At 39.9% G+C, this 5,989-nt stretch carries 5 protein-coding genes; 4 read left to right on the forward strand and 1 reads right to left on the reverse strand.

The window, feature by feature from the left end; genetic code table 11:
* Positions 1–373: 373 nt before the first annotated feature.
* From AB840_RS14550 to bcp, 3 genes are all read left to right on the forward strand, one after another.
* On the forward strand, positions 374–1,900 hold the full coding sequence (locus tag AB840_RS14550) for a pyruvate kinase (RefSeq protein ID WP_048515566.1): 1,527 nt from the start codon (positions 374–376) through the stop codon (positions 1,898–1,900).
* 167 nt (positions 1,901–2,067) lie between these two features.
* On the forward strand, positions 2,068–2,982 hold the full coding sequence (locus AB840_RS14555) for an AEC family transporter (protein WP_048515567.1): 915 nt from the start codon (positions 2,068–2,070) through the stop codon (positions 2,980–2,982).
* 101 nt (positions 2,983–3,083) lie between these two features.
* Positions 3,084–3,545: a thioredoxin-dependent thiol peroxidase gene (gene bcp, locus AB840_RS14560; protein WP_048515568.1), complete on the forward strand. Its 462-nt coding sequence runs from the start codon at positions 3,084–3,086 to the stop codon at positions 3,543–3,545.
* Between the two features lie 48 nt (positions 3,546–3,593).
* On the opposite strand, the gene AB840_RS14565 is transcribed toward bcp, so the two are convergent.
* Entirely contained in the window at positions 3,594–4,451 is an 858-nt protein-coding gene (locus AB840_RS14565; RefSeq protein ID WP_048515569.1) for a LysR family transcriptional regulator, read from the reverse strand.
* Between the two features lie 178 nt (positions 4,452–4,629).
* Between AB840_RS14565 and AB840_RS14570 the strand changes: the two genes are divergently transcribed.
* Positions 4,630–5,883 carry a diaminopimelate decarboxylase family protein gene (locus AB840_RS14570; protein WP_072061874.1) on the forward strand — a complete coding sequence of 418 codons (1,254 nt, stop codon included), beginning with the start codon at positions 4,630–4,632 and terminating at the stop codon, positions 5,881–5,883.
* The last annotated feature ends 106 nt before the right edge of the window (positions 5,884–5,989 follow it).

Consider the following 5,989-nt stretch of genomic DNA (forward strand, 5'->3'; position numbering starts at 1 on the left):
AATCGGTTTCTTTTTGGAGCGGCCTCTGGTTGGAATGATGTTTCCCGTATTGTCATCCACTTTTCCAACGCAGGTTCGTTTTGCTCGCGACTGTTGTTTTTTCTTGTTCCAGTAGTATGTGGTTTCGTAAGCATATGTAATGCCAGATCTTTTATCGGTTTGCGTTATGATGGACATGCTTCACCTCGTCATGTTTATATCTATTATTATAAAACATGACGAGCGAATAGTCAAGCGTAAATGGCAATGGACGTAGTAAAATCAATGGTTTTAACGATGTATGACGAAACATTCATCGTCATGTTTTCGAGAATCCAGGTTAAATGTGATGGATACTTTATCCGGTTATATGGATTTTCTTGGAGGTATAGACATGCAGGTACATGATTGTAAAAAAAGATGGGAATCCTTATACGATGAGTTATATGTACTTCGACAGGATGTATTGAAGGAGGGAAATGCTCTATTTGAAATTTGGAAACCGCATATTGAACGCAAAGCTTTTCACTATAGTGCATGGAATTTAGCATTTTATCTGGCCTTGCGGTGTCATGATTTGCGGGGACTGCAAAAAAAATTACTGCCATTAGGATTGTCTTCCCTGGGCCGCAGCGAGGCCCGGGCCATTGATAATCTGGATGCAGTTATGGCATCCTTAGGACGTATTTGTCACAAGCCAGAAAGAGAAGTGATTGATTATCCATCAAGGAAAACTTTTTTCTATGGAGATGAGCTTTTGACATATAATACGAGCCGGATTTTTGGTTCTGGCAAGGCCATGAAACATACGCATGTAATGGTTACTCTTCCATCCGAAGCAGCTACTAATCCGGATTTATTATGCAATCTGGTAAAGTCCGGGATGGATTGTGCTCGTATTAACTGTGCGCATGACAGTCGTGATAAGTGGGCGCAGATGCTGGAATACATTCACAAAGCAGAAAAAAAGACAGGCCGGCGTTGTCGGATATACATGGATTTAAGTGGTCCTAAGGTGCGGATTTCAGCTGTATTGATCAGAGGAGCCGAATCGAAAGTAGCAGCAGGAGATACGTTGTTTCTTGTTTCAGGAGATATTAATAAGTATCCCGCTGATTATAAGGGGAATGTAGTTCTTGCTTGCAGTATTCCTGAAATATTTCAGCATTTGAAAACGGGTCAGCCTGTTCTTATTGATGATGGCAAAATAAAAGCAGAAGTGACGGCACTTGTTCCTGAGGGAGCATATATTTGCGTTAACTATGCCAAACCACAGGGCACACGGATCAAAAATCAAAAAAGCTTGAATTTTCCAAAAACAGAAATTTGTATTTCTCCATTGACGCCAAAGGATTTGAAAGACCTTGACTTTATTGCTGCACACGCGGATGCTGTTGGGTATTCTTTTGTTAAAACGGCGCAGGATATTCAACTCCTTCAAAATGAGCTGATAAAAAGAAATGGTAAGCAGGCTCGGAAAATTGCAATTGTCGCTAAAATTGAAACGAAGGCCGGTGTAGATCATTTACCGGAAATCATTGTGCAGGCAGCTTCCAAACAACCGCTGGCTATCATGATTGCCCGTGGAGATTTAGCCGTCGAGGTGGGGTATCGCAGGCTTGCTGAGCTGCAAGAAGAAATTCTTTGGATTTGCGAAGCTGCTCACGTGCCCGTGATTTGGGCAACCCAAGTATTGGAAAATATGGTTAAAACGGGCATTCCATCGCGGGCTGAAATTACAGATGCCGCGATGAGTGAACGGGCCGAATGCGTTATGCTGAATAAGGGACCGTATGTTGTGGAAGCGGTCACATCATTAGGCAATATTTTAGAACGGATGGAACAGCATCAGCATAAAAAAGCTTCTCAACTGAGAGCCTTAAATATTGCAAAGTGTGCCATGCATCGTATTAAGAAATAAAAAGCAGACAAAGAGTAGAGATATAGACTTTGTTCTTGACGCAGAGAGGATCATTTCGTATACTAGTAACACGTTTGCAACCCTGCTCTGACTGTTTCCGGCCAGTATGGCCAGACATAGCAGGGCTTATTTTTTAGGAAACTGTGTCGAAAAGGGGCCTTTATATCATGATGGAAACTATTGCCAAAGCAGGCATTCTTGTCTCATTTATTCTCTGTGGCTACATATTGAAGCAGATGAGGTTGTTTAGCCGGCAATCTTTCAACACGATCTCAACTATTGTTTTTAATATTACATTGCCGACAGCTATTATTGTAAATCTGAATGGAGTTCATTTTGAAAACCGCTTATTATTTATCAGCGTATTAGCGATTGTATTTAATTTTATTTTTATCGGGTTAGGATATATGCTTGGTAAAGATAAAATAGAAAAAAGTTTTTATATGCTGAATTTAAATGGGTTTAATATAGGCAATTTTGCCCTACCCTTTGTGTCGTATTTTTTTGATAGTGCGGCTGTTCTTATTGTTTGTCTTTTTGATGCGGGGAATTCTATTATGTGTTTAGGCGTTGCCTATGGACTTGCTTGTTGCGTTCGTGGTCATGAAGGGGAAAATATTCTCCATCTTCTTTGCCGTTCTGTATTGTCTTCCGTTCCGGTTTTATCGTATATTGTGATGATTTTACTAGCTATATTTTCTGTCAAGCTGCCGGCGTCTCTGATTAATTGGGCATCTATTCCGGCTTCGGCCAACACTTTTTTATCTATGCTGATGATTGGTGTTGCGCTGGGAGTTTCATTGAAAAAAGATTTTGTTCATATCATTTTTACAGATATCGGCATTCGTTTTATAGGATCAGCTGCTATTGCGACGGGAATTTACTTTTTGCTGGATTATCCGATGGACATCAAACGAGTATTGATGATTTTGCTTTTTTCACCGATTGCGGGAATGGCCTGCTATTATACTGCGAAACTCAAAGGAAATATTGAAGTGGCAGCCTGCATTAGTTCATTGTATATTTTGGTTTCTATCGTGATGATGTCAACCTTGATTATTATGCTCAGTCATGGAATGTGAGGCACAATTGCTTGTTGCAGCTTAAAATACTTCGTGCTATTATTGTATATAATTATATACAATAATAGCGTAATATAGCGTATCAAAAGGAGTGAAGTAGTATGCTGAAAGCAGGTTCAAGAGCCCCGGATTTTACATTGCCGGACCAAAATGGAGACGAAGTGTCATTATCCTCTTTTCAAGGTAAGAAGGTTATATTGTATTTTTACGCTAAGGATAATACGGCTGGCTGCACCAAGCAGGCCTGCGGCTTTGCTGATCTTTTTCCTCATTTTGAGGAAAAAGAGGCTGTGGTTATTGGTGTCAGTAAGGATAGTGTGGCATCCCATAAAAAGTTTGCAATGAAGTATCAGCTGCCATTTATTTTGATTTCGGATCCGGAGCTATATGCGATTCAGGCCTACGATGTATGGAAGGAAAAAAATATGTATGGTAAAAAAATCATGGGGGTCATCAGGACCACCTACTTAATTGATGAGCAAGGTATAATTGTTCAGGCCTTTGGCAAAGTTAAGGCAGCAGCTAATCCACAGCAAATGTTGGATCAATTAGAAACTATATGAAACCAAAATCTCCGGACGCAGCGGACATGCGTGACGGAGATTTTGGCTTTATGTCAGCAGATAGGCTTCTAATTCTTCGGGTATGGTACCCGGACTTCGGGTAATATAGTAGCTGTCGACCTTAGGTGGAGCAAAATCAAGCAAAGGGATTGCCCGGACTCGCCCTTGCACAAGATCATCTTCTATGAGACTTCGGGGCAGAAAGGTGTAACCGATACCGTCTGCGACGTATTGAGGTAATTTTGTGCTGTTGTCAATTTCCATGGGGAAGCGATGGTGGCGGGGAAATAGGTCCTGAATGTAGAGGCCGACACCTTGCAGGGCGAAATTGCAAAATAAATAATTGATTTTTTGAAGATCGTCCTTATAAATGCCACCAGAATATTCTGTATTATCTGCTTGGCAGACAAGCACCAATGCATCTGTTTTATAAGGATGACAAATATAGCCTTCACGAAAAAAAGCACTAAAGGAAAAAACGGCGTCCAGCATTCCTTCCTGCAGATTATGGAGCATATCTCTGGTATGACTGATCTGAACATGGAGAGATATGTCAGGCTTTGATTTCATATAGGCTCGAAGTTTTTTTTGCAGATGGCATTCATAAATGGTGTTTGTTGTCCCAATATGGACTTTTTGTGCATATGCGGGAGAGGTTTGAATTTCTTGAAGCGCGGTAACTTCCAAGGCAATAAAACGCTGTGCATAGTTTAAAAACTTTTGTCCGGAAGGCGTCAGATCTACTTGTTTCCGATTGCGTATAAATAGCTCGGCATCCAATTCTGTTTCTAGATCACGAATACGGTTCGTCACAGTAGATTGGGCGACAAATAATTGCTGCGCTGTTTTAGTGAAGTTTTTGATTTGGGCTAGTGCAATAAAGGTGCGAAGTGTTGTCGTATCCATATAATCCCCTTGCTGCAATTTGAAATACGAATTGATGAAATTAGAATAATCTATTTTACAAATTATACAATCTTATTATATAATACATTTTGTAAAGAAACAATGAATGAAAGCTTCCTTCAATTTATTTAATATGATATTTTTTGATATATTTTAAGAAAATGGAGCTGAATACAAAATGAATAAAAAAATCGTACCATTTACAGAAAAACAGATACGCAATATTATTGCTGAATATCCTACGCCGTTTCACATTTATGATGAAATGGCAATTATTGATAACGTACGGAAGCTGATCAGCGCTTTCGCATGGGCACCAGGTTTTAAGGAATATTTTGCTGTTAAAGCAACCCCTAATCCATATATTATGAAACTTTTGAAAGCTGAAGGAGTTGGCGCAGACTGCAGTTCTATGGCTGAATTAGCTCTTTGTGAAAAGGTTGGCATTCAAGGACATGATATTGTATTTTCGTCGAATGATACTCCGTATGAGGAATACAAAAAAGCGATGGAATTAGGTGCCCTGATTAATTTGGATGATATTTCTATGATTGAATATTTAGAAAAATTTGGTCCGTTGCCTGACTGGATTTGTGTGCGCTACAATCCGGGTCCTTTGATGAAGGAAGGTAATGATATTATTGGCAAACCGGAGGAAGCAAAATATGGTATGACCCGTGATCAGATTTTCGAAGCATTTCGCATTCTTCGTGATAAGGGTGTAAAACATTTTGGACTGCATACGATGGTAGTGTCAAATGAATTGGATCCTAATGGCTTAATTAATACAGCTAAAATGATGTTTGAGCTGGCGGTAGATGTGCAGAAAAATGTCGGCATTAATATTGAGTTTCTTGATTTTGGCGGAGGTATTGGACTTCCGTATAAACCGGAACAGTCTTTTGTTGATTATAATTTCTTGAGCAATGGCATCCGAAATTACTATGAAGAAATTATGGAACCAGCGGGATTGGGAAATATTCGTATGTCTTTTGAATGCGGACGTGCTATTACGGGTCCTTATGGCTACCTTGTTACCACGGCGATTCATCATAAACATATTTGGAAAGAATATATTGGTGTGGACGCCTGCATGGCTAATCTTATGCGCCCGGGAATGTATGGCGCTTATCATCATATTACAGTCATGGGGAAAGAAAATGTCCCCAAGGATCATTTGTATGATGTGGCGGGATCCTTGTGCGAAAATTGTGATAAATTTGCTATTGACCGGCCATTGCCGGAAATCAATGATGGCGATGTTATCGTTATTCATGACGCGGGGGCGCATGGTCACTCGATGGGCTTTAATTATAATGGTAAGTTGCGGTCAGCAGAACTTCTGCTTCATGAAGATGGCAGTGTAACGCGTATCCGCCGTGCTGAAACATTGGATGATTTATTTGCTACCTTGGATTTTTCTAATCTTTAAAATATGTTAAATACAGCGAGCCTTGGTTTTCAGGAACCAGGGCTCGCTGTGTTTTTTGAGAGAAATTTAAGATAGAAAATAAGCACAAGGTAGTACTATTGTATAT

Origin of the sequence: Megasphaera cerevisiae DSM 20462 (genome assembly GCF_001045675.1) — a bacterium.
Classification (GTDB): Bacteria; Bacillota; Negativicutes; order Veillonellales; family Megasphaeraceae; genus Megasphaera; species Megasphaera cerevisiae.

Bases quoted from the DNA above. Each gene is read 5' to 3' on its own strand.
- AB840_RS14550 (WP_048515566.1), top strand. From the start codon at position 374: ATGCAGGTACATGATTGTAAAAAAAGATGGGAATCCTTATACGATGAG.
- AB840_RS14565 (WP_048515569.1), bottom strand. From the start codon at position 4,451: ATGGATACGACAACACTTCGCACCTTTATTGCACTAGCCCAAATCAAA.
- AB840_RS14555 (WP_048515567.1), top strand. From the start codon at position 2,068: ATGATGGAAACTATTGCCAAAGCAGGCATTCTTGTCTCATTTATTCTC.
- bcp (WP_048515568.1), top strand. From the start codon at position 3,084: ATGCTGAAAGCAGGTTCAAGAGCCCCGGATTTTACATTGCCGGACCAA.
- AB840_RS14570 (WP_072061874.1), top strand. From the start codon at position 4,630: ATGAATAAAAAAATCGTACCATTTACAGAAAAACAGATACGCAATATT.